Annotated in this window: 19 protein-coding genes; 9 read left to right on the top strand and 10 right to left on the bottom strand. The window is 73.2% G+C overall.

Features of this window, described 5'->3' with window-relative positions:
• Nucleotides 1–27 precede the first annotated feature (27 nt).
• The gene (locus ACGFI2_RS01680; RefSeq protein WP_393508933.1) at nt 28–435 is read right to left on the bottom strand and encodes a hypothetical protein; all 408 of its coding nucleotides are present in this window, start codon (nt 433–435) and stop codon (nt 28–30) included.
• A gap of 196 nt (nt 436–631) precedes the next feature.
• On the opposite strand from ACGFI2_RS01680, the gene ACGFI2_RS01675 reads away from it, so the two are divergent.
• Nucleotides 632–2,239 carry a glycoside hydrolase family 44 protein gene (locus ACGFI2_RS01675; protein WP_393508931.1) on the top strand — a complete coding sequence of 536 codons (1,608 nt, stop codon included), beginning with the start codon at nt 632–634 and terminating at the stop codon, nt 2,237–2,239.
• Nucleotides 2,240–2,263: 24 nt separating this feature from the next.
• Here the strand turns inward: ACGFI2_RS01675 and ACGFI2_RS01670 are convergent, their stop codons facing one another.
• Nucleotides 2,264–2,701, bottom strand: a complete 438-nt coding sequence (locus tag ACGFI2_RS01670; RefSeq protein WP_393508928.1) for a VOC family protein — start codon at nt 2,699–2,701, stop codon at nt 2,264–2,266.
• A gap of 46 nt (nt 2,702–2,747) precedes the next feature.
• On the bottom strand, nt 2,748–4,424 hold the full coding sequence (locus ACGFI2_RS01665) for a Na+/H+ antiporter (protein WP_393508925.1): 1,677 nt from the start codon (nt 4,422–4,424) through the stop codon (nt 2,748–2,750).
• 51 nt (nt 4,425–4,475) lie between these two features.
• On the opposite strand from ACGFI2_RS01665, the gene ACGFI2_RS01660 reads away from it, so the two are divergent.
• Both ACGFI2_RS01660 and ACGFI2_RS01655 read left to right on the top strand, forming a co-directional pair.
• Complete coding sequence (locus ACGFI2_RS01660) at nt 4,476–5,378, top strand: ParA family protein (RefSeq protein WP_393508922.1); 903 nt, start codon at nt 4,476–4,478, stop codon at nt 5,376–5,378.
• A 13-nt stretch (nt 5,379–5,391) separates the two neighbouring features.
• Nucleotides 5,392–5,799, top strand: coding sequence for a hypothetical protein (locus ACGFI2_RS01655; protein ID WP_393508919.1), 408 nt, complete (start codon nt 5,392–5,394; stop codon nt 5,797–5,799).
• On the opposite strand, the gene ACGFI2_RS01650 is transcribed toward ACGFI2_RS01655, so the two are convergent.
• A complete protein-coding gene (locus ACGFI2_RS01650) occupies nt 5,771–7,924 on the bottom strand; it encodes a HelD family protein (RefSeq protein WP_393508916.1) in 2,154 nt (717 codons plus the stop codon). The two genes, ACGFI2_RS01655 and ACGFI2_RS01650, sit on opposite strands and share 29 nt — an antisense overlap.
• Nucleotides 7,925–8,241: 317 nt before the next feature.
• On the opposite strand from ACGFI2_RS01650, the gene ACGFI2_RS01645 reads away from it, so the two are divergent.
• From ACGFI2_RS01645 to ACGFI2_RS01630, 4 genes are all read left to right on the top strand, one after another.
• Nucleotides 8,242–9,609 (top strand): ricin-type beta-trefoil lectin domain protein, encoded by a 1,368-nt coding sequence (locus tag ACGFI2_RS01645; protein WP_393508913.1) that lies wholly within the window; start codon nt 8,242–8,244, stop codon nt 9,607–9,609.
• Nucleotides 9,610–9,734: 125 nt separating this feature from the next.
• Nucleotides 9,735–12,095, top strand: coding sequence for an RICIN domain-containing protein (locus tag ACGFI2_RS01640; RefSeq protein WP_393508910.1), 2,361 nt, complete (start codon nt 9,735–9,737; stop codon nt 12,093–12,095).
• Between the two features lie 79 nt (nt 12,096–12,174).
• Nucleotides 12,175–12,759, top strand: coding sequence for a hypothetical protein (locus ACGFI2_RS01635; RefSeq protein WP_393508907.1), 585 nt, complete (start codon nt 12,175–12,177; stop codon nt 12,757–12,759).
• 31 nt (nt 12,760–12,790) lie between these two features.
• Nucleotides 12,791–13,528 carry a Clp protease N-terminal domain-containing protein gene (locus tag ACGFI2_RS01630; RefSeq protein WP_393508904.1) on the top strand — a complete coding sequence of 246 codons (738 nt, stop codon included), beginning with the start codon at nt 12,791–12,793 and terminating at the stop codon, nt 13,526–13,528.
• Between the two features lie 48 nt (nt 13,529–13,576).
• On the opposite strand, the gene ACGFI2_RS01625 is transcribed toward ACGFI2_RS01630, so the two are convergent.
• From ACGFI2_RS01625 to ACGFI2_RS01610, 4 genes are all read right to left on the bottom strand, one after another.
• Nucleotides 13,577–14,095, bottom strand: a complete 519-nt coding sequence (locus tag ACGFI2_RS01625) for a hypothetical protein (protein WP_393508902.1) — start codon at nt 14,093–14,095, stop codon at nt 13,577–13,579.
• Between the two features lie 112 nt (nt 14,096–14,207).
• On the bottom strand, nt 14,208–14,393 hold the full coding sequence (locus tag ACGFI2_RS01620) for a DNA repair protein (RefSeq protein ID WP_393508899.1): 186 nt from the start codon (nt 14,391–14,393) through the stop codon (nt 14,208–14,210).
• 82 nt (nt 14,394–14,475) lie between these two features.
• Nucleotides 14,476–15,498: a sensor histidine kinase gene (locus tag ACGFI2_RS01615; RefSeq protein ID WP_393508896.1), complete on the bottom strand. Its 1,023-nt coding sequence runs from the start codon at nt 15,496–15,498 to the stop codon at nt 14,476–14,478.
• The gene (locus ACGFI2_RS01610; RefSeq protein ID WP_393510043.1) at nt 15,491–16,186 is read right to left on the bottom strand and encodes a response regulator transcription factor; all 696 of its coding nucleotides are present in this window, start codon (nt 16,184–16,186) and stop codon (nt 15,491–15,493) included. The genes ACGFI2_RS01615 and ACGFI2_RS01610 overlap by 8 nt, the downstream gene beginning before the upstream one ends.
• Before the next feature lie 106 nt (nt 16,187–16,292).
• Here ACGFI2_RS01610 and ACGFI2_RS01605 point away from each other — a divergent pair, with 106 nt between their 5' ends.
• Nucleotides 16,293–16,958 (top strand): GNAT family N-acetyltransferase, encoded by a 666-nt coding sequence (locus ACGFI2_RS01605; RefSeq protein ID WP_393508893.1) that lies wholly within the window; start codon nt 16,293–16,295, stop codon nt 16,956–16,958.
• A gap of 174 nt (nt 16,959–17,132) precedes the next feature.
• On the opposite strand, the gene ACGFI2_RS01600 is transcribed toward ACGFI2_RS01605, so the two are convergent.
• On the bottom strand, nt 17,133–17,840 hold the full coding sequence (locus ACGFI2_RS01600; RefSeq protein ID WP_393508890.1) for a TetR family transcriptional regulator: 708 nt from the start codon (nt 17,838–17,840) through the stop codon (nt 17,133–17,135).
• Between the two features lie 97 nt (nt 17,841–17,937).
• A complete protein-coding gene (locus ACGFI2_RS01595; RefSeq protein ID WP_393508887.1) occupies nt 17,938–19,392 on the bottom strand; it encodes a glycoside hydrolase family 3 protein in 1,455 nt (484 codons plus the stop codon).
• 125 nt (nt 19,393–19,517) lie between these two features.
• Between ACGFI2_RS01595 and ACGFI2_RS01590 the strand changes: the two genes are divergently transcribed.
• Complete coding sequence (locus ACGFI2_RS01590) at nt 19,518–20,723, top strand: ROK family protein (RefSeq protein WP_393508884.1); 1,206 nt, start codon at nt 19,518–19,520, stop codon at nt 20,721–20,723.
• The last annotated feature ends 5 nt before the right edge of the window (nt 20,724–20,728 follow it).

Genomic DNA, 20,728 nt, shown 5'->3' with positions numbered 1-20,728 from the left:
AAGAGCGGTAGGGAACTCGAGGGTGAATCAGAGGCTGAGGTAGGCCAGGCCGCCCAGGCAGAGGGCGGTCCAGCCGAGGACGGCCGCGACGATTCCGGCCAGGGTTGGCGCCTGCCACGCGCGAGCGAGGTACCGGCACAGCGGCACCGCCACCAGGAGGCTCGGGGTCAGGACCAGGGCCGTCTTCCCGAGAACGACAACGATGTCCGCCGGCTGCGTGGGACATCCGAGGCGGCCCACGCAGCTCTCCAGGCGGCCCGTGACGCCCGACTGCGTGAAGCCGGGGGTGCTGCCGGTCCCCGATGCGTTCACCAGCGCCGCCAGGATGGCCGGCAGGCACCAGACCGCCAGGTAGCAGATGGCGAGAACCCTGTAGGCGCGCCGCGTACCCCGCTCCTGGGTCACCGGCGCGCGCGTGGTGCGGTCCCTCGCCATCCGCCGATCCTGACAGACTGCGGCCGAGCCTGGGGGACGTCGAACTCATTGCATTGCTAAGTGTCGATGGATTGACTTGATATAGACGCTCAGTAATATATACGGCGGGTTCGGTCCGTCCTGGGCTGATCGGCGGCGGGAGTCTCTCATGGGTGTGCAACGACGGCGCAGGCCACGTCCGACCACGGTGATCGGGGTGGCCGGATCGCTCGTGGCGGGGCTGCTCACCACCCAGGCGGTCGCCGGTCCGGCGGCGGCCGCCGACGGGCTCACCCTGGCCGTGGACGTGTCCGCCGCCCGGCACGCGATCAGCCCCGACATCTACGGCATGAACGGCGGCGACCCCGCGCTCGTCGCCGAACTCGGCACGCCGGTGGCCCGCTGGGGCGGTAACGCGAGCAGCCGCTACAACTTCAAGAACCACACCTACAACACGGGCAGCGACTGGTACTTCGAGAACATCGTGGCCGGCCCCGACAACACGCTCGAGGCGTTCGTCCAGCGAAACCGGGACCGGGGGACCAAGCAGGTGGTCGCCGTGCCGCTGATCGGATGGGTGGCGAAGGACTCGCCCTCGTCGCACCCGTTCGCCTGCGGCTTCCCGGCCACCCGCTTTCCGGAGCAGGACTCGTTCGACCAGTGGGACCCCAACTGCGGCAACGGCCGGCACGCCGACGCGAACCTGACCGGGGCGGACCCCACGGACACCTCGATCCCGGCCGACGCGTCGTTCGCCGGCGAGATGGTGTCCCATCTCGTGAACCAGTTCGGCCCGGCGGCACGCGGCGGCGTGCCGATCTACGAACTCGACAACGAGCCGGTGCTGTGGAACTCCACCCACCGCGACGTGCATCCCGAGCCGGTGAGCTACGACGAACTGGGCGGCAAGGGTACGGCGACCGCCGCGGCCATCAAGGCCGCCGACCCACGCGCGAAGGTGCTCGGCCCGTCCGGCTGGGGCTACTGCGAATGGGTGGCGTCCGGCGTGGACGGCTGCGGGCCGGGTGCGGACGCGGCGGCGCACGGCGGGCTCAACCTGTCCCAGTGGTACCTGAAGAACATGAAGGACTACAGCGACGCCCACGGCGGCAAGCGCTTCCTCGACTACTTCGACCAGCACTACTATCCGCAGATCAGCGGCGGTAAGGACCCGGACGCCAACGCGCTGCGGCTGCGCTCCACCCGGTCGCTGTGGGATCCGACGTACGTCGACGAGTCGTGGATCGGTCCGGGCGGGGTGAACGCGCCGCCGTTGCAGTTCATCCGCCAGATGAAGGCGTGGGTCGCGCAGCACTACCCCGGTACGAAGGTCGCCATCACCGAATACAACTGGGGCGCGCTGGACGACATCAACGGCGCGCTCGCGCAGGCCGACGTGCTCGGCATCTTCGGGCGCGAGGGCCTGGACCTGGCCACCATCTGGGGCGAACCGAAACCGACCGACCCCGGTGCGTACGCGTTCCGGATGTACCGGAACTACGACGGCGCCGGGAGCAGGTTCGGGGACGTGAGCGTGTCGGCGGTCAGCGGTGACCAGGGGAAGCTCGCGGTCTACGCCGCGCAACGCTCGTCCGACAAGGCGCTCACCGTCATGGTGGTCAACAAGACGGGCGACGATCTGACGTCACGGATGGCGCTCGCCGGACTCCACGGCCGGGACACGGCGCAGCGGTTCACCTACGGCCCGGCCGATCTCACCTCGATCGTCCGGGGTGCGGATCTGCGGGTGACCCGTGGCGGTGTCAGTGCGACGTACCCGGCGAACTCCGTGACGCTGCTCGTCCTGCCGCAGCGGCGACACTGAGCGGTCGGCAGGGGCGGTGCCGGCCTAGAGGACGTCGAACTCGTTGCCCTCCGGGTCGGCCATCGTCACGTGGTCCGGCGTGCCGTCCATCTCGTCCACCCGGAGCACGGACCCGCCGGCCGCCACCAGCTTGTCGACCATCGCCTGGACCCGCGGCCAGCGCACCTCGAACGACTCGTGCCGGCCGCCGCCGGCGTGGATGTCGAGGTGCATGCGGTTCTTGACCACCTTCGACTCCGGCACCTTCAGGAACGAGATGCCGGGTCGTACGCCGTCCGGATCCTCGATGTGCGCGCCGTCGTCCCACTCGTCCTCGGGCACCTGGAAGTGGACCAGCCAGGCCTCCCAGGTGGCGAACCCTTCCGGCGGGGCGCCCGGGACGTATCCCAGCGCGAGGCACCAGAATGCCGCCAGGTCGCGTGGGCGGGCGCAGTCAACGGTCAACGACCAGCGTTCGGACATCGCCCCACCATAGGCCGCCGGTCCGTCGAACGCCGGCGCGGGCCGGTCAGCCCGACCGCTTCGGGAGCAGCAGCTCCTCGTGGTCGAGTTCGCGCTCCAGCACGCGCAGTTCCTCGTCGGGCAGCCGGCCGGCGTCACGCCAGCGCACCAGCTCCTCGCGCTGCGCGTCGATGGCCGACCGGCGGACCCGCAGCGCCGTCTCGTACTCCGGTGAGGTGGGCCGCTCGGACGACCCGCTCTGCTGGATCAGGTCGAGCCGGCCCTGGTAGCGGGCCAGCCGGGTCAGCAGCTGGGTACGGGTGGTGTTGACCGCCACCGCGCTGTCCGGCTCCTCGGCCGCGACCGTGTCCAGGCGGGCCAGGGCGGCCTCCACCGCGGCCGAGCGGGCCTCGTTGCGTACCCGGGCCTGGTCGGCCTCGTTGGCGCGCAGGCCGAGGCGCCGCACCAGCGGCGCGAACGTCAGGCCCTGCCCGACCAGCGTGACCAGGACGACCACGAAGGTGCAGAACAGCAGCAGGTCGCGGTCGGGGAAGGGCGCCCCGCTGTCGGTGGTCAGCGGCAGCGTGAAGATCGCGGCCAGGCTGATCACGCCCCGGGTGCCCGACCAGCTCAGCGCCGCCACCTCGCGGGAGGTCAGCCGGTCGGCGTTGCGGTCGGCGCGCGCGACCTGCCGGGCGCTCGCCGGCTCGTCGGCGTCGTCCGGCTCGTTGATGCCGCCCAGCCGGGTGTGCAGCGACCGGGGGAGCGACTGGGTCAGGATCAGCCAGGCGGGGCGCAGGAGCAGCACCACGCCGACGGAGACCGCGACGGCGGCGACGATTGTCGACGTGTCGTACTCGCGCAGGTTCTTGACGACCTCGGGGAGCTGCTGGCCGATCAGCAGGAAGACGAAGCCCTCGAGGAGGAAGTCGACCAGCCGCCAGACCGCGTTGGTCTGCAACCGGGCCGCCCCGGACCCGAACTGGGGCGTCTGGTGGCCGACGATCAGCCCGGCGACCACCACGGCGAGCACCCCGGAGACGCCCAGTTCCTCGCCCAGCAGGTAGGCCACGAACGGCGTCGCCAGCGAGATCGCGTTGGACAGCAGCGGGTCCGCGGTGAGCGGCCGGGCCAGCCGCTTCGCCCAGGCGACGGCCGCGCCCACCGCGACGCCGCCGACCGCCGCGAGCACGAACTGCCCGACGGCGGCGGGGAACGAGAACTGGCCCCCCACGGCGGCGGCCACCGCGACGCTGAGCATGGTCAGCGCGGTGGCGTCGTTCAGCAGCCCCTCGCCCTGGATGATGGTGACCATCTTCGGCGGCAGGTTGACCCGGCGCCCCACCGCCAGGGCGGCCACCGGGTCGGGCGGGGCGACTGCCGCGCCGACCGCGATGCCGGCGGCCAGGGTCGCCCCGGCGACGAAGAGATGGAAGCCGAGGCCGACGACCAGCCCGGTGAGGAGCACCAGCACCACCGACAGGCTGACCACGATGCGCAGGTTGCGGCGCAGGTCCAGCAGCGAGGAGTCCAGCGCCGCGCTGTAGAGCAACGGCGGCAGCACGACCATGAGGACGAAGTCGGGTTCGAGGCCGATGTTGGGGCCGGGGAGCAGCGCGTACGCGATGCCGATGAGCGGTAGGAGCGCGGCCGCCGGCAGCCCGGTGCGGGCGGCCACCCAGCGCACGGCGACGATCACTGCGACGGCGGCGAGCACGAACAACAACATCGAGTGGAGGCTCACCTCGACCGAGCCTACCCACGCCTGCGATCATCATGCGATGCGGGGAGCGGCATGAGCATCACCTCGGTGATCAATTACAAGGGCGGGGTCGGCAAGACCACGGTCACCGCGAACCTCGGCGCCGAGCTCGCCGCGCGTGGCCGCCGGGTCCTGCTGATCGACCTCGACCCGCAGGCCAGCCTCACCTTCTCGTTCTACCCGGCGGACGAGTGGGAGAAGGACCTCGCGTACGAGAAGACCATCCTGCAGTGGTACGGATCGGTGCTGGCCGACGAGCCCACCGGCCCGCTGCACCCGTACGTGGTCACGCCGGAGCCGGCCAACGCGCTGCTGCCCGAGGGCGGCCGGCTCGACCTCGTCGCCTCCCACCTGGGCCTGGTCGACGTCGACCTGGACATCGCCGCGGCGCTCGGCGGGTCGCGCTTCCAGCACGGCAGCCCGCACTTCCTGCCGTTGCACCGGGCGCTGGCCGACGCGCTCGCCGGCGAGGAGTTCGCCGGGTACGACGACATCCTGATCGACTGCGCGCCGAACTTCACCATGGTCACCCGGACCGGCATCGTGGCCAGCGAGCACATCCTGACCCCGGCGCGGCCGGACTACCTGTCCACGCTGGGCATCGACTACCTGCGCAGCAAGGTCTCCGAGCTGGTCCGCGACTTCAACCGGGTGGCCGCGCCCGGACCGACCATCGACCCGCAGTACCTGGGCGTGGTGTTCACTATGATCCAGTACGCCGCGGGCGGGCCGATCAACGCGTCCCGCAACTACATGAAGTTCACCGACAGCCTGGAGGTCCCGGTGTTCCGCCAGACCATCCGGGAGAACAAGACCCTGTTCGGCACCGCCGGTGAGCGGCGGCTGCCCGCGGTGCTGGTGCCGAACGCCAACGAGACGGTGCAGCACGAGCTGCGGCAGCTGGCCAGCGAGTTCCTGGCCCGTACCCGCCTGTAGAAGGAGACTCCCGGTGTCCGACCCCGCCGACCTGGCCCACGCCGTCCTGCTGCGGGTGGCGGAGTTCGTCCGCGCGCTGCCCGCCGACCAACTCGCCGCGCTGGCCGACGGCACCGCGAAGCTGGCCGTGATCGACAGGACCCGGACCGCCGCCCGGAAGACCGCCGCGGCCTCGGCCGGCGTCGACACCGACCGGGTCCGCGCCGACCTCGCGGCGATCGGTGACCGTGCGGCCGGCGTGCGCTATCTCGCCGACCTGAAGCTCACCGTGGCGAAGCTGCGGACGCTGGCCGAGGAGCTGGGCATCACGGTGCCCGGCAAGGCCAGGAAGGCCGACATCGAGCACGGCATCGTGCAGTGGACGGTGGGCCGGCGGCTGGACTCGGCCGCGGTCAGTCGCCCGCCGGCCGCCCGGCACTGACCGCGTCCTCCGGCAGGAGGGTCGCGCGCACCTCGGCGAGCACGTCGGCCCAGAACGCCTGTGGCGCGGCGCTGCGCAGCTGGCCGGCCAGGTGCTCGGCCAGCCGGTGCGCCTCCCGCCGGGTGAACGGCGGGTCCGCCTCGCCGCCCACCCGTGGCCGGGGCCGGACCGGCGCGTCCAGCGGCACCGGGTCGCCGGTGCAGACGATGTCGAGGTGCCCGGTGGTGCGGGTCAGCGCCACGTAGAGCAGCCGGTGACCGCGTTCGTCGCCGGCCACGATCTCCGCCGGCTCGACCACCACCACCGCGTCGAACTCCAGGCCCTTGGCCTCCTGCGGGCTGATCAGGTTGACCGACCCGCCCAGCTCGCCCCGGTCGGCGCTGCTCCAGGTCATGCCGTTCGCCGCCAGCGCCGCCTCGACCGGGCGCCGCTGCCGGGGCGGGCAGACGATGCCGACGAACCGGCCGGCCTCGGCGTGCTCCCGCGCCACCGCGACCGCCCGGGCGGCCAGCTCGGCGAGGCCGACCCGGTGCACGCCGGTGTCCGCCGGCCCGTCCCGGACCACCTCCACCGGCGTCACCCCCGGCGCGGCGACCGGCAGCAGCGCCGCCGCCGTGGCGTAGGCCTGCCGGGGTACGCGGTAGCCGTACCGCAGCGGGGTGATCCTTGCCGGATGCACGGCGGGCAGGTGGGCGAGCACCTCGTCCCACGAGTCGCGCGCCCACCTGCCGGTCGACTGGGCGAGGTCACCGACCACGGTCAGTGACCCGCCGGCGCTGCGCCGGGCCACCGCGCGAAGCTGCATCGGGGACAGATCCTGCGCCTCGTCGACCACCACGTGCGCGTACCGCCGGCCCGGCCCGTCGATCAGGTGCGCCAACTCGTCCAGCAGCGGGAGGTCCGCCGGCGACCAGGTCTCCCGGGACAGCCGGTCCGCGCCGCGTCGGTGCAGCGCCGCCACCTCGGCCGGGGTGAACGCGTCCCCGGCGGCGGCGCGCAGCCGCGCGGTGGAGCCGAGCAGGTCGCGCAGCAGGCCGGTCGGAGTCTGCTGCGGCCAGAGCCGTTCGGCGAGGTCGCCTACCGCGTCGGCCCGGCCCGGATCGGCGCCGGTGCGGGCCGCCACCAGGGCGGCGAGCCGGTCGCGCAGCAACCGTCGCCGGCCCGCGTACGGCAGGTCGCCGGCCCGCGCCACGGCGAGCGCCTCGGCGACCTCGGCCCCGGGCAGCGTGACGAACCGGCCGCCGACCAGCAGCCGCTCGGCCGGGTCGGGGACGCCGACCCGGGCGTCCAGCGCGCGCGCCAGCAGGCCGGCCATCCGCGCCTCGCCCTTGATCCGGGCGACCCCGTCCGGCTCGACCCGACCGCGCGGCACGTCGGGGGCGAGCCGGTCGACGTCGCGCAGCTCCACCCCGTCGTCGCCGAGGGCGGGCAGGATCTGGCCGATGTAGCGCACGAAGGTCGGGTGCGGCCCGACCACCAGCACGTCCGCGGCCGAGAGGTCGGCGCGGTGGTGGAACAGCAGCCAGGACACCCGGTGCAGGGCCACGGCGCTCTTGCCGGTGCCGGGACCTCCCTCGATCACCAGCACCTGGTCGCGTGGGGCGCGGATCAGCGCGAACTGGGCGGCCTGGATGGTGGCCACGATGTCCCGCATGGTGCCGGTGCGACCGCGGCTCAGCTCGGCCAGCAGGTGCGCGTCCACCGCCTCGGCGATCTCGGCGAGGATGGTGTCGGTGAGGTCGTCGATGGTGTTGCCGGTGCAGGTGAAGGCGCGCTTGCGGCGGACCCCGGCGGGGTTGGCGGGGGTGGCCTCGAACCAGCCGGCGGCGGCCGGGGCGTGCCAGTTGACCACCAGCACCTCGCCGTCGGCGTCCCGGATGAGGTGCCGTCCGACGTAGCGGACCTCGCCGGCCTCGTCGTCGATCCGGCCGAACGCCACCGCCTCGTCCGCCGCGCCGAGCGCCCGCCGGGCGGCATCGGCGTAGCGGCGCAGGTGGGCGGCGGCCGCGGTGTGTGCGGCGGCGGACGGCAGCCGGGCGAGGGTGTCGCGGCGCCGGTCGCGGTGCTCCGCCGCCGCGTCGAAGTATGCCTGCTCGGCGGCGATGTCGGCTGCCCTGGACGCCACGCGGCCCTCCCTCGCACCGGCCCCGGTCCGGCCGGCGGGACTCGGTCGGAACACCGTACCGGCTCAGTCCGACGCCGGCGCCTCACCTGCCGGACACGGCATTGACATATTTCACTGCCCCGCCTAGGGTCGGCTCGAATCGATTCGACGCCGTGCTGTGGCGTTCCAGCGCTGACGTCGGACGGTTCTGGTCCGGGCATCCGAGTCGACCATGCCGCGCGCCCGTCGTGCCCGCCCTCCGCCGCCGGTCGGTGGCATGGCGCAGCGCCCCCCGTACCCCGAAATCGGTTCATACCGAATGGCGAAGGAGCCGCATCATGGCATTACGCAGAACTCTCTTCGGACCCCTCGCGGCCGCGGCGATCCTGGTCGTGGCGGCGGCCGGGGCCACAGTGGCCGGCGGCGCGGGTGGCGCCGCGTCGGCCGCGGCGGCCGGCACTGCCGCGGTGACCGCGGGGTGCGGCAAGGCGCCCACGTTGACCAGCGGTTCACGGACCATCCAGAGCAGCGGCCAGAACCGCAGCTTCATCCTCCGGATTCCCGACAACTACGACCGGAACCACGGCTACCGGTTGATCTTCGGATTCCACTGGAACGGTGGCACCGCGGGCGACGTCGACTCCGGCGGAGCGGACCGGGAGGCCTGGTCCTACTACGGTCTGCGGCAGCAGGCGAACAACAGCGCCATCTTCGTCGCGCCCCAGGGCAACGGCAATGGCTGGGCCAACCCGGGCGGCCAGGACACCACCTTCGTCGACGACATGATCAGGCTGATCGAGGCGGACCTCTGCGTCGACACGACGCAACGGTTCGCGCTCGGCTTCAGCTACGGCGGCGGCATGAGCTACGCCCTGGCCTGCGCTCGGGCCAACGTCTTCCGCGCCGTCGCGGTCTATTCCGGCGGCCAGCTCAGCGGGTGCTCCGGCGGCACGCAGCCCATCGCCTACATGGGGATCCACGGCATCGGCGACCCGGTGCTCAACGTCTCCGCCGGTCGGTCCCTGCGGGACACGTTCGTGCGCGCCAACGGGTGCACCGCGCAGAACCCGCCCGAGCCGAGGGCGGGCAGCCTGACGCACGTCACCACCACCTACTCCGGCTGCCGGTCCGGCTACCCGGTCGTCTGGGCCGCGTTCGACGGCGGCCACACCCCGGGGCCGGTCGACGGCGGTGGCGACAGTGGCGCCCGGACCTGGACGAAGACCGAGGTGTGGCGGTTCTTCACCCAGTTCGACGGCGCCGGCCCGACGCCGACTCCCACGGCCACGCCGACGACCAGCCCGACCACCCCGCCGCCGGGCGGGACCTCGGCGCTGCGCAACGTCGCCTCCGGCCGGTGCCTGGACGTCAACGGCGCCTCGCAGACGAACGGCGCCGCGGCGATCATCTGGGACTGCCACGGCCAGAGCAACCAGTCCTGGACCGCGACCGCAGCACAGGAGCTGCGGGTCTTCGGCGGCAAGTGCCTCGACGTCAACGGCGCCGCGACCGCCAACGGCAGCTCGGTGATCATCTGGGACTGCAACGGGCAGTCCAACCAGAAGTGGCGGATCAACGCCGACGGCACGATCACCGGCGTCGGCTCGGGCCGGTGCCTGGACGTGGTCGGTGACGGTACGGCCAACGGCACCCGGACCCAGATCCGGGACTGCACCGGTTCGGCGGGCCAGCGGTGGACCCGTTGACGGTCATGTTGTGTGAACGTTAACATGTGATGTCTTTAGATTGATCTACGTCGATTGAATGTGCTCGGGAGGCGGATCGGATGTTCAGCACAGTGAGTCGTCCACGACGTTCGTGGCGGGCGGTGATGTCCGCAGTGGCGGCATCGTTCCTGGCGGCGGCGGCCGTACTGACCGCATCCGCCTCCCCGGCGCAGGCCGCCACCGCCATCACCATCAACGGCGCGTCCGGCGGGCGGGCGCTCGACGGCATCGGCGCGGTCAGCGGTGGCGGCGGAAACAGCAGACTACTGATCGACTATCCGGAGCCGCAGCGCAGCGACCTCCTCGACTACCTGTTCAAGCCGGGCTACGGCGCCGCCATGCAACTGCTGAAGACGGAGATCGGCGGCGACACCAACTCCACCTCCGGCGCGGAGCCCAGCCACGAACACACCCGGGGCAGCGTGAACTGCAACCGGGGCTACGAGTGGTGGCTGATGGAGCAGGCCAGGCTGCGTAATCCCAACATCGCCCTGGCCGGCCTGGCCTGGGGCGCGCCCGGCTGGATCGGCAACGGCAACTTCTGGTCCACCGACTCGATCAACTACCTGGTGGGGTGGCTGGACTGCGCGGCGACGCACGGGCTGACCATCAACTACCTGGGCGGGTGGAACGAGAAGGGCTACAACATCGCCTGGTACAAGAACCTGCGCTCCACCCTCAACTCCCGCGGCTACGGCAACGTGAAGATCGTCGCCTCGGACGACTTCGGCTGGGGCGCCGCCGACGACTCGCTGCGCGACCCGGCCTTCGCCAACGCCGTGCAGGTCTTCGGCAGCCACTACGTCTGCGGCTACCGCAGCGCCCAGACCAGCTGCCCCAGCTCCGGCAACGCGGTGTCCACCGGCAAGCAGCTGTGGGCCAGCGAGAACGGCTCCGACGACTACAACGCCGGCGCGCCGGCGCTCGCCCGGGGCATCAACCGCGGCTACATCGACGGCAAGATGACCGGTTACATCAACTGGCCCGCCATCGCCGCCATCACCCCAAACATCCCGTGGGCGACCACCGGCGTCGCGGTGGCCCAGCAGCCGTGGTCCGGCGCCTACTCGATCGGCAAGAGCACCTGGGTGATGGCGCACACCACCCAGTTCACCGCGCCGGGCTGGCGCTACCTCGACGCGTCCAGCGGATACATCGGCGGCAACCGCAACAACGGCAGCTACGTGTCGCTCAAGTCCACCAACAACAGCGACTACAGCACCATCATCGAGACGCAGGACGCCGGCTCGGCCCAGCAGCTCGACTTCACCGTCACCGGCGGTCTGTCCAACGGCACCGTGCGCGTCTGGGCGACGAACGTCAGGTCCAACAACAGCGCTGACCACTTCGTCCGGGGCGGTGACATCACCCCGAACGGCGGGCGCTTCTCGCTCACCGTCCAGCCCGGCTACGTCTACAGCATCACCACCACCACCGGGCAGGGCAAGGGCACGGCCGTCAGCCCGGCCCAGGGCAACCTGAAGCTGCCGTACGCCGACAACTTCGACAGCTACGCCACCGGCCGCGAGGCCAAGTACCTGATGGACCAGCAGGGCTCGTTCGAGATCGCCGGTTGCGGTGGCGGCCGGACCGGGCAGTGCGTCCGCCAGATGTCCGAACAGACGCCGATCTTCTGGACGTCCGGCCAGGCCGAGCCGTACACCCTGCTCGGCGACCTGACCTGGCGCAACTACACCGTCTCCTCGGACGTGCTGCTGGAGAAGTCCGGTTACGCCCAACTCATCGGGCGCGGCAACACCTACAACCACCAGGGGCCGCAGAACCTGAACGGCTACTACTTCCGGGTCACCGACGGCGGCGCCTGGTCCATCCGGAGCAACAACACCAGCGGCAACTGGCGCACCCTGGCCAGCGGCAACACCGCGGCGCTGGGCACCGGGCGCTGGCACAACCTCTCGTTGAAGCTCAACGGCAGCACGCTCACCGCGGCGATCGACGGCACCACCGTCGGCACCGTGTCGGACTCCACCTGGGTCGCCGGCCAGATCGGGTACGGCACCGGCCAGGGCGTCACCGCCCAGTTCGACAACCTCTCGATCACGCCGGGCGACGGTTCCAGCAGCCCGACCGGAGAGGTACGCAGTGCGAGCGCCAACCGCTGCCTGGACGTCAACGGCGCCAGCCAGGCCGACGGCGCGGTGGTGCAGATCTGGGACTGCAACGGCGGCGCCAACCAGCAGTGGACCGCCGGCACGAACAACCAGCTCACCGTCTACGGCAACAAGTGCCTCGACGTGCCGGGCACCGCGTCCGGCAGCCGCGCGCGCATCATGACCTGCAACGGCGGCAGCAACCAGCAGTGGCGGCTCAACGCCGACGGCACCATCGTCGGGGTCGCCTCGGGGCTCTGCCTGGACGTCAACGGCGCCGGCACCGCCAACGGCACCGCGGTCCAGATCTGGACCTGTAACGGCGGCAGCAACCAGCAGTGGGTGCGCGGCTGACCCCGCCACCCGGACGCCTCACCAGCCCGGCCGCACCTGGGTGCGGTCGGGCTGGCGCGATCTCTCTACCATGACGGCCATGGATGTGGCCATGGTGACCAACGCGGTGGTGGCCGCGGTCTCGGTGATCACCGTCGGTGTCTCGGCGTTCTTCGCGCTCCGGCAGCTGCGGCTGGCACAGGGCGCGAACCACACCATGGTCGCGATCGAGCTGCTCACCCGCGACCGGATGAGCGACGCGTTCCTGGACAGCCAGCAGTACGTGCTCACCGAGCTGCGGGCCGCCTGCCCGCCGCCGGTGCCGGTGGGCGAGCTGCCCGCCGACGCCCGCCGGCACGTGAACCGGATCGCGCTCTACTACAACGGCCTGGGGCAGATGCTGGCCTTCAAGGTGGTCGAGCCGATCCTGCTGCTCGGCGCCGGCGGGGTCCGCGCCCGGGAGGCGTGGGCCGTGCTGGAGCCGTACATCCTCGCCGAGCGCGAGGTGCGCGGCGGGGGATACCTGGCCAACTTCGAGCACCTGGTGGTGCTCGCCACCGAGACGTCGTGGCCGGCCGCGGCGCGCAAGCTGGGCCTGCGCCGGTTCGACAGTTATCCGGCCGAGGTGGGTCTGCCGGCGGAACCCGGCCCGGCGTCTCCGGATGGAGCGTCAACCGAGAGTTGACGGTGGGAGATCGTCAACCTATGGTTGACGTATGACCGAGACAGAGCCGCTCAAGATGAGCCAACCGGTGCGCCTCGACGATCTGATCGACGGCATCAAGAAGGCGCGCCCCGACGCACTCGACCAACTCGCCGACGCGGTCCTCCTCGCCGACCACCTGGGCGACGTCGCCGACCACCTGATCGGCCACTTCGTCGACCAGGCGCGCCGCTCGGGCGCCTCGTGGACGGAGATCGGCCGCAGCATGGGGGTGAGCAAGCAGGCCGCCCAGAAGCGCTCGGCCGCCAAGGCGGAGACCGCCGCCGCGCTCGACCCGAACGCCGGGTTCGGCCGGTTCACCCCGCGCGCCCGCAACGTGGTGCTGGCCTCGCAGGAGGAGGCGCGGACGGCCGGCAACGCGGAGATCACCCCGGGGCACGTCGCGCTGGGGCTGCTCGCCGAGCCGGAAGGGCTGGCGGCCGCGTTGATCAAGGCGCGGGGCGTACCCCTGGAGATGCTGCGGGAGGCCGTCACCGCGACCCTGCCGGCGAAGGCCGACCAGGTCCCGGACCTCGTCCCCTACGACGCGCGGGCCAAGAAGGTCCTGGAGCTGACGTTCCGGGAGGCGCTGCGGATGGGCCACAACTACATCGGCACGGAACACATCCTGCTCGCCCTGCTGGAGGAGGAGGGTGGCGACGGCGTGCTCGGTGGGCTCGGCCTGGCCAAGGAGTCGCTGGAGGCCGCGGTGGAGGGCGCGCTTGCCGAGCTCGCCCGCAAGCGGGCCTGAACCACGCCGGGCGCGCGCCACGGGGGCGCGCGCCCGGCGTTCGGGTGGTCAGTCGGCGGTCGGGAAGCCGTACCGTGCCGCGTGCTCCGGGTCGGCCGGATCGACCTGCCGGATGCCGGCGTCGGCGAGGCGCTTGTTCACCTCGTCCAGGCGGTCCCGGACCAGCCGGGCCTCCTCCTCGGTGACCCGGCCGCGGTGCGGCCGGCCGGCGTGCTCGACGGTGCCGTAGTCGATCTTCTCGGCGGTGCGCCGGGCCTTCGGCGGCCTCACCCGCTCGGCGGTGCGCAGCAGCCGCGCCATCGGTACGTCGGTGGCCATCGCGTCGAACTCGCTGGCGGTCAGCACCACCCGGCGCGGCTCGCCGCCGCCGTGCCGGTCGTGGATCTCCACCACGGCCACGTCCAGCGCCGCGTCGTCGATGCTCTCCACGTCGACCGGGGTGGCGTCCAGTTGCACGGGCCCGGCGACCAGGTCCGGGTGCTCCAGCACGACGACCTTGACCACCTCGTCGTCGGGGGACAGCACCTGGCCGGTGAAGTCGGAGACGTGGATCGTCTTCTTGCCCATGCGCGGAGCTTCTCCTGTCGTAGGCCGGAAATCGGACCACAAGACGCTACCGCACAGGCGTACGAAGGTCGCCACGCCCGCCGGCCGGTGTGTCGCCGCCCGCCCCCCGGTGTCAGCCGGTCGTGAGGCCGCGCCAGGCGGAGGTGCCGGCCGGCTGTGCGTTCAGCTCGGCCCAGGAGCCCCGCCGGTGGCGGGCCTCGCGGTACTCCGGTTGGGCAGGGAAGCGTCCGGTGGAGTCGGCGGCCCGCCAGCTCCGCTCCGCGTCCTGCTGGAATCGGTCATTCGGCTTCTGAGGCATGACCACTACCGTCCCAGAGAAACTTGTCCATGTATGGAAATGAATATGACGGGGGAAGGATGCGTCGGGTTCCCGGGACGCGTCAGATCCCGGCGGCCGGCAGGCGGACCACGAATCGGCATCCGTCGCTGACGTTCTGCACCTCTACCCGCCCGCCGTGCGCCTCAACCAGCCCGCGCACGATCGCCAGCCCGAGCCCGCCGGAGCCGCCCGGCTCGACCGCCGCCGGGGTGCGGGCCGGCTCCCCCCGGAACGCCACGTCGAAGACCCGGGGCAGGTCGTCCTCCGGGATGCCGCCGCAGGTGTCCGCGACGGCCAGCCAGGCGGTGTCGACGTCCCGCCCGGCGTCCACCCACACCGTCCCGTCGGCCGGGGTGTAGCGGATCGCGTTCAGCAGCAGGTTGCCCACCACCCGGGCCAGCTCCCGCTCGCCGGCGGTCACCGTCGGCCAGCCCGCCTCGGCCGCGACCAGCCGGATCCGGCGGGCGGCGGCCAGCGGCGCGGCGCCCGCCAGCGCGTCGGAGACCACGTCGCCGAGCGCCACCGTGGACAGCGACAGCCGCAGCGCGCCGGCGTTGATCCGGGACAGCTCGAACAGGTCGTCGACCAGCCGGGTCATCCGGTCGGCCTCCACCCGGATCCGGCGGTGGTACTCGGCCACCGTCGCCGGGTCGTCGACCACCCCGTCCTCCAGCGCCTCCGCCATCGCCCGCAACCCGGCCAGCGGCGTACGCAGGTCGTGCGAGACCCAGGCGACCAGGTCCCGGCGGCCCTTCTCGATCCGGCGTTCCCGGGCCCGCGCCTGGTCGGCCCAGACCGCGGCGGCGGCCAGTCGGCGGCCGAACAGCCAGCCCACCGCCAGGCTCACCACGGCGGCGGCGGAGACCGTGATCAGCACCACCTGGAGGTCGTGCGGGGAGAGGAACATCGCCCGGGCGACCCCCGCCACCCCGGCGGCGACGGCGGCGACCGTCATGGCCAGCAACACCGAGATGTGCACGGTGATCGACCGGCCGCGCAGCAGCCGCAGCGCGACCGCGCCGGCCAGCCCGACCGCGAGCGCGGCGGCCAGCGCCACGCCGAAGATCAGCGCGAGGTCACGCATCGGCCGGCTCGTAGCGGTAGCCGACGCCCCACACCGTGACGATGCGACGGGGCCGGGCCGGGTCGGCCTCGATCTTCTCCCGCAGCCGTCGCACGTGCACGGTCACCGTCGACTGGTCGCCGAAGCTCCATCCCCACACCCGCTCCAGCAGCTCGGCCCGGCGGAACGCCCGCGCCGGATGCCGCATGAGATGCGCCAACAGGTCGAACTCGCGCAGCGTCAGGGTCAGCTCGCGGCCGTGCAGGCGGGCCACCCGGGGGCCGGTCTCCACCTCCAGGCCGCCGTCGGCGAGCAGCACCGGCGGCGCGCCGGCCGGCTCGCCACCGGCCCGCCGCAGCACCGAGCGGACCCGCAGCACCAGCTCGCGCGGGGAGAACGGCTTGCTCAGGTAGTCGTCCGCGCCCAGTTGCAGGCCGAGGATCCGGTCGGCCTCGTCGCCGCGCGCGGTGAGCATCACGATGGGTAGGCCGTCCGGCCGCTCCCGCAGCCGCCGGCACACCGCCAACCCGTCGAGCACGGGCAGCATCAGGTCCAGCACCACCAGGTGCGGCGGTCGGCGGGACACGGTGTCCAGCGCGGCCGCACCGTCGCCGACGTGCTCGACCTCGTAGCCGGCGTGCTCCAGGTAGCGGCAGACCACGTCGGCGACCGTCCGGTCGTCGTCGACCACCAGCACCCGTTGCGCCACCCCGCACCTCCCGCGTACCGAGAGGCCAGCGTAGCCACGGGCGAACAGGTGATCCATTGCCAGGTTCTTACGGCACGGGCGGGCCCGCGGGGCGTACCATGATCATGTGCTCGACCGGCGGATCCTCCTGCACCTGGCGACCTGGTTGGGGCAGTGGCCGGCGGGCCCGGGGCTGCACGTGGTCCGGTCCTGGCGCCGCGCCCGCCCGGCCTGGGACGGGCGGCCGCGCCCCGCCGTCGCGGTCTCGGCGGGCGGCAGCACGGTCCTGTCGGTGCCGCCGCAGCGGATCGAGGCGGTGCGGGCCCTGGTCCGGGGACGGCCGCTCGAAGAATGGCTGCCCGCGCTGCCGGCGGCGGTCGGCACGCCGGAACTCACCTCGCACCGGGGGGTCTTCCGCTGGTGCACCGACCCGGCGCCGCTGCCCGACGTGGGGGAGTGGCTGCCGCCCGAGATGCCCGGGGCCCCGCCCTGGCTGGGCCTGTTCGACCGCGACGTGCTGGTGGTCCGGGACGCCGACGGCGCGTACCTGGCCGGGGTGGGGATCAAGCGGCACGACGCGTACGGGCACGAGCTGGCGGTGGGCACGTCCCCGGCGGCGCGGGGGCGCGGGCTGGCCCGCCGGTTGGTCGCGCAGGCGGCCCGGCGGGTGCTGGCCGAGGGGGCGATCCCCATCTACGTGCACGGCCCGGGTAACCACGCCTCCGCTCGGGTGGCCGAGGCGGCCGGGTTCCCGGACCGGGGCTGGACCTCGTTCGGCGTCTTCCCGCACTGACCGGCGGCGTGGGCGCGGACCGTGGATCCCGGGCCGGATCCACGGTCCGCGGCCTCTCCCCCCAGGTTCCGATGTCGGTAACGCTAGGTGAACGTATGCGGGCCGGGCAAGATGCTGGCCTTGTCCGGTTGTGGACTTGACCTGCGAAATCGCCGTCGCAGTCGACTCGGTAGGTCAGTGACGCAATGTGTGGATCAGGGTGAGCGCCTGGCGGGTGGCCGGGCGCAGCACCCGCAGCCGGGACAGCCCCACGAGCCGGTCGACCAGCGGCACCACGCCGTCGACGAGCTGCCGGGTCCTGGCCTGCCCGGGCGAGCGGTCGTGCACCCAGTAGAGCACCACACCCAGGTAGCCGAGCCAGAGCAGCTCCGGCAGCGCCTCCCGCAACTCCTCGTCCAGCCTGGCGGTCGAGCCGGTGAGCACCTCCCGGAACAGCGACACCGACGCGTCCCGGGCCGCCGACGACTCGGCGGAGAACGGGCTCAGTGGCGAGGTCGGCTCGGCCGCCGTCCTGAAGAACGTCCCGGCGAACGAGTGGTAGGGGCTCAGCACGTCCACACCCGCGTGCAGCACGCCGGCCAACCGCGTCGCGAAGTCCCGCTCCCCGGCGAGCACCGGCGCGGCGGCCGTCCGGTGCTCGCGCTGGGTGTCCGCGTAGAACTCCTGGATCAGGTGTTCCTTCGAGCCGAAGTAGTAGTAGGCGTTGCCCACCGACACGCCGGCCTCCTCGGCGACGGCCCGCATGGTGGTGCGCGCGTACCCCCGTTCGCGGAACAGCCGCATGGCGGTGTCCAGGATCAGCCGGCGGGTCTGTTCACCCCGGGCGGTCGCCCCGGTGCCCGGGTTGCCCGCGGCGGTCGTCGGCGCGCTCTGCTCGGTCATCGTGGTCACCGTATCCCGGCTCCCGGGCGTGTTCGCGGACCACGGACGCCGCCGCCGGCCGCCGCCGGGTGGACGGCGGGCGGCGGGTACGGACGGATCAGTCGGTCAGGCCGAGCACCCGCGCCGCCGCACGACCGTTGGCGTGGCTGGCCCCGTAGGTGGCGACGAACGCGCGCGCCCCGGCCGGCCGCCAGCCACCCGGCCAGCCCATCTCGACCACGGTCACCGGGTGCGTGGCGGCCAGCGCCTCGACCAGCTCCCGCGCCCCGGGCAGCCGGTGCAGGTGCCGCCCGACCAGCACCACCGGCCGCTCCCCGGCGAGCCGGCGCAGCTCGGCCGGGTCGGTCTCGCCGGCCACCGCGCGGGCCTGTTCGACCCCGGTGGCCAGGTGCGGGCCCAGCCCCCACGGCACCCGACCCTCGGCGACGGTGGAGGTGGCGTGCACCTGCACCACCAGCGCGGGGGCCGGGCCGGGAAGCTCGCCCTCGACGTGCACCGCCCGCAGCGCGGCGGCGTAGCCGAGGTCGTCGGTGGCCGGGGGCGGGGCGCCGGCCGGCCCGGTCCAGCCGGCGAGCGCGGCGGTCCGGCCGGCGGCCTCCTCCACCCGGGCTCGCGTCAGCCGGCCGTCGCCGAGCGCGGCGACGATCTCGGCCGCGACCAGCTCCACCAGATCGGCGTCGACCTGGGCGCCGATGCAGAGCAGGTCGGCGCCGGCGGCCAGCGCGCGTACCGCGGCCGGACCCACCCCGCCGGCGGCCAGCGCGGCGCCCTTCATCTCCAGCGCGTCCGTGATCACCGTGCCGGTGAAGCCGTACTCGGCGCGCAGCAGGTCGTGCAGGACCGCCCGGCTGAACGTCGCCGGTCCGTCCCCGGTCAGCGCCGGAACCCGGATGTGCGCGGTCATCACCGCCCGTACGCCGGCGTCGATCACCGCGGCGAACGGCGGCAGGTCCCGCTCCCGCAGCACGGCCGGCGGCACGTCGACCGTGGGCAGCTCATGGTGCGAGTCGGTGACCGTGGCGCCGTGCCCGGGGAAGTGCTTGGCGCAGGCGGCCACGCCGGCCGACTGGAGGCCGGCGACCGCGGCGGCCGAGTGGACCGCCACCCGTTTCGGGTCCGCGCCGAACGAGCGGGTGCCGATCACCGGGTTCTCGTCGGCGGTGTTCACGTCGACCGTCGGCGCCAGGTCGAGGGTGAGGCCGAGCGCGGCCAGCTCGGCGCCGATCGCCGCGTACACCGCTCGGGTGAGGTCCGGGTCGTCGACCGCGCCGAGCGCGGCGTTGCCCGGGTACGGGCTGCCGGTGGCGTGGGCCAGCCGGGTGACGTCGCCGCCCTCCTCGTCGATCGCCAGGATCACGTCCGGGCGGCCGGCGCGCAGCGCCGCGGTGGACGCCGCCAGCTGCCCCGGGTCGTGCACGTTGGTGCCGAACAGGGTGTGCCCGGCGAGTCCGTCGGCGAGCAGGTCGACCGCCCAGTCCGGCGGGACCGGGCCGGCGTACGCGGCCAGCAACGTGCCCAACGCGAGCCGACGGAGTCCTGGATCCAGCCCCACTTGTGCCCCTTTCCCTGCCGGATCGTCCGACCTCTCTCGGAACGGGGTGGCCGATACGCTAACGGGCACCCTTCGGCAGGCGTTTTATGGTTAGAAACCTTACTGAAAAATCGAGGACCTTTGGCATGAGTGCGACCCGGCTGCCCGGCACCCCCCGACTCCTGCGGGCGCTCAACGACCGTGCCGCGCTGGAGCTGCTGCTCGAGCGCGGGCCGCTGACCCGGGCCCGGATCGGCGAGCTGACCGGGCTGTCCAAGGTGACCGCGTCCCAGCTCGTCGAGCGGCTGGAGGAACGTGGCCTGGTCGCCCGGGTCGGCGAGCAGGCCGGTGGGCGGGGCCCGAACGCCCAGCTCTACGCGGTGCGCCCGGGCAGCGCGTACGTGGTCGGCGTGGACGTCGGCGCGGAGCGGGTGGTGGCCGCCTGCGCGGACATCACCGGCACGGTCGCCGGCCGGGTCGAGCAGTCCACCCGGGATACCGACGACCCGGTGGGTGTGGTGCACAACGCGGTGGTGCAGGCGGCCAGCAGCGCCGGGGCGGAGCTGTCCGCGGTCCGGCGCGTCGTGCTGGGCACGCCCGGCCTGGTCGACCCGCAGACCGGTGACATCACGTTCGCGTTCAACCTGCCGCGCTGGCACAGCGGCCTGCTCGCCGCGCTCCGCGAGGACCTGGACACGCCGGTGGTCTTCGAGAACGACGTGAACCTGGCCGCGGTGGCCGAGGCGCAGTCGGGCGCGGCCCGGGACACCGCCGACTTCGTGCTGGTCTGGGTGGACGCGGGCGTCGGCCTGGCGATCATGCTGGGCGGCCGGCTGCACCACGGCAGCAGCGGCGCGGCCGGCGAGATCGGCTACCTGCCGGTGCCCGGGGTGCCCATCCCGCGCGACGTGTCCCGGCGCGCCAAGCCGGCGTTCCAGCAGCTCGCCGGCGCCGACGCGGTCCGCGCGGTGGCGGCCGAGCACGGCTTCGCCACACCGGACGCGGTTGAGCAGGGGGTAGCGGCGGCCCGGGCGGCCGAGGCGGTCGGCGCGGCCATCGCCGCCGGCGACGCCGGCGGCCCGGTGCTGGACGAGCTGGCTCGCCGGCTGGCCCTCGGCGTGGCGAGCACCTGCGTGGTGCTCGACCCGCCGCTGGTGGTGCTCGCCGGCGCGGTCGGTCGGGCGGGCGGGGCCGCGCTGGCCGAGCGGGTGCAGCACGAGGTCGCCGCGATCACGCTGGTCCGACCCCGGGTGGTGAGCACCGGGCTGACCGAGGAGCCGATCCTGCGCGGCGCGCTGCGCACCGCGCTCGACGCGGTTCGCGACGAGGTGTTCGGCTCGACGGTCGGCTGAGCGCG

Source organism: Micromonospora sp. NPDC049282 (assembly GCF_043197045.1).
Classification (GTDB): domain Bacteria; phylum Actinomycetota; class Actinomycetes; order Mycobacteriales; family Micromonosporaceae; genus Micromonospora.
The sequence above is the reverse complement of the archived record's forward strand: the minus strand, read 5'-3'. Positions and strand labels throughout refer to the sequence as shown.

Excerpts from the sequence above, each read along its gene's own strand:
- ACGFI2_RS01680 (WP_393508933.1), bottom strand. The coding sequence starts at position 435 with ATGGCGAGGGACCGCACCACGCGCGCGCCGGTGACCCAGGAGCGGGGT.
- ACGFI2_RS01670 (WP_393508928.1), bottom strand. The coding sequence starts at position 2,701 with ATGTCCGAACGCTGGTCGTTGACCGTTGACTGCGCCCGCCCACGCGAC.
- ACGFI2_RS01660 (WP_393508922.1), top strand. The coding sequence starts at position 4,476 with ATGAGCATCACCTCGGTGATCAATTACAAGGGCGGGGTCGGCAAGACC.
- ACGFI2_RS01645 (WP_393508913.1), top strand. The coding sequence starts at position 8,242 with ATGGCATTACGCAGAACTCTCTTCGGACCCCTCGCGGCCGCGGCGATC.
- ACGFI2_RS01640 (WP_393508910.1), top strand. The coding sequence starts at position 9,735 with ATGTCCGCAGTGGCGGCATCGTTCCTGGCGGCGGCGGCCGTACTGACC.
- ACGFI2_RS01635 (WP_393508907.1), top strand. The coding sequence starts at position 12,175 with ATGGATGTGGCCATGGTGACCAACGCGGTGGTGGCCGCGGTCTCGGTG.
- ACGFI2_RS01630 (WP_393508904.1), top strand. The coding sequence starts at position 12,791 with ATGACCGAGACAGAGCCGCTCAAGATGAGCCAACCGGTGCGCCTCGAC.
- ACGFI2_RS01625 (WP_393508902.1), bottom strand. The coding sequence starts at position 14,095 with ATGGGCAAGAAGACGATCCACGTCTCCGACTTCACCGGCCAGGTGCTG.
- ACGFI2_RS01620 (WP_393508899.1), bottom strand. The coding sequence starts at position 14,393 with ATGCCTCAGAAGCCGAATGACCGATTCCAGCAGGACGCGGAGCGGAGC.
- ACGFI2_RS01615 (WP_393508896.1), bottom strand. The coding sequence starts at position 15,498 with ATGCGTGACCTCGCGCTGATCTTCGGCGTGGCGCTGGCCGCCGCGCTC.
- ACGFI2_RS01600 (WP_393508890.1), bottom strand. The coding sequence starts at position 17,840 with ATGACCGAGCAGAGCGCGCCGACGACCGCCGCGGGCAACCCGGGCACC.
- ACGFI2_RS01590 (WP_393508884.1), top strand. The coding sequence starts at position 19,518 with ATGAGTGCGACCCGGCTGCCCGGCACCCCCCGACTCCTGCGGGCGCTC.